Raw genomic sequence first — 1369 nt, 5'->3', positions numbered from 1 at the left:
TGCAATTTAATTCGTTAAATTGATCAAAGATTTATGCAGGTTGGTATGGCTATAAATATAAGATTAAATAGCGATAAGTCGTTACAATGCGCGCTTAATTAATTGAAGGTAAATACAGTGAAAAACTCAGTTTTAGCATTACGCGCTCAACAAATAAGTGAATCCCGTCGAGAGTTTAATGCTCGAGGCGGTAAATTAGATCGCTGTGAGCAATGCTTAATAGCTAAGCACTACTGTATTTGTAAAGGTGTTGAGCATGCAGATTGTAAAGCAGCTGTGTGCTTATTAATGTATCACAATGAAAGTTTTAAACCTTCTAATACTGGGCGCTTAATTGCTGAAATAGTGCCAGATAACCACGCATTTAGATGGGATAGAACAGACCCTAACCCCGCTCTTTTAGCTTTAATAAATGATTCACAATATCAGCCAATGGTAGTATTCCCTGCTGAAGATGTAGAAGAGGGCAGGGCCATTACCGAAATAAGTATTGAAGAGGGTAAAAAACCGCTATTTATATTTTTAGATGGTACCTGGCGTGAAGCTAAAAAAATGATTCGCAAAAGCCCATACTTAGATAACTTGCCTGTACTTTCTGTTACTGCTGATAAACTATCTGATTACCGATTACGTGTTGCCCCTCATGCGCATCAACTAGGCACTGCTGAAGTGGCTATTATGGTGCTAGCGCTTGCGGGAGAAATGGATGCATCTTCTAAATTAGAACAGCATTTTATTAAGTTTCGTGATGCGTATTTGCTTGGTAAGCGCAATAAAGGCCGACCGCTAGAAGAGTAGTTTTACGCAGTTAAGCGAAAGCTTGCTGCTCTTTTAAGTGAGCAAGTGCTTTATTTTGAATTGCTCTGAAGCCTTCTTCAGATGTTAATTGTAAAACCGTATTATATAATTGGCTTACGCTATTGTGAGCCTGAATAAACGAGGTGCAGTCCTCACCAATCATATCCTTAGCCTCTTCGACTCGCTTTAAAAAGTAACAGCTAATATCGGTTTTTCCTTTAAAGTGAGTAGTCGCAATAGCGTTAGATATTCTATTAAGCTGATAACTAAATTCATCAGGTCGAGAACCCTCACCCCATTTACTAATAGAAATATCGCTTTCTAACTGGATAATTACGTTAAGTATGTTTTTAAACTCACTCATTGGCATATTTAAAAAGTTATAACCTTTGGGGCTAAATAAAGCTTTATACGGATTTTTGTTGGGAGTTTGGGCACTAAAAACGCCAATTGGTTTTGCTGTACTTGCGTCTGATACTTTACATAAAAAGGTATTGCTTTGCGGCGTTTTAAAATTCATATCCATTGAGTATTTATGATCCTTGCGTTACTTAGTTATCGGCGCAATTAA

At 37.5% G+C, this 1369-nt stretch carries 2 protein-coding genes; one reads left to right on the top strand and one right to left on the bottom strand.

Annotated features, from left to right (window positions below):
- Positions 1-117 precede the first annotated feature (117 nt).
- On the top strand, positions 118-798 hold the full coding sequence (locus GQR46_RS19720; RefSeq protein ID WP_165742233.1) for a tRNA-uridine aminocarboxypropyltransferase: 681 nt from the start codon (positions 118-120) through the stop codon (positions 796-798).
- Positions 799-808: 10 nt separating this feature from the next.
- Here GQR46_RS19720 and GQR46_RS19715 read toward each other — a convergent pair whose 3' ends face one another.
- A complete protein-coding gene (locus GQR46_RS19715) occupies positions 809-1324 on the bottom strand; it encodes a hypothetical protein (protein WP_165742231.1) in 516 nt (171 codons plus the stop codon).
- Positions 1325-1369: the final 45 nt, after the last annotated feature.

The sequence above is a fragment of the Pseudoalteromonas sp. Z1A6 genome, from assembly GCF_011378745.1.
GTDB classification, from domain to species: Bacteria; Pseudomonadota; Gammaproteobacteria; order Enterobacterales; family Alteromonadaceae; genus Pseudoalteromonas; species Pseudoalteromonas arctica.
This window is presented reverse-complemented; position numbering and strand designations above follow the sequence as displayed.

Excerpts from the sequence above, each read along its gene's own strand:
- GQR46_RS19715 (WP_165742231.1), bottom strand. The coding sequence starts at position 1,324 with ATGGATATGAATTTTAAAACGCCGCAAAGCAATACCTTTTTATGTAAA.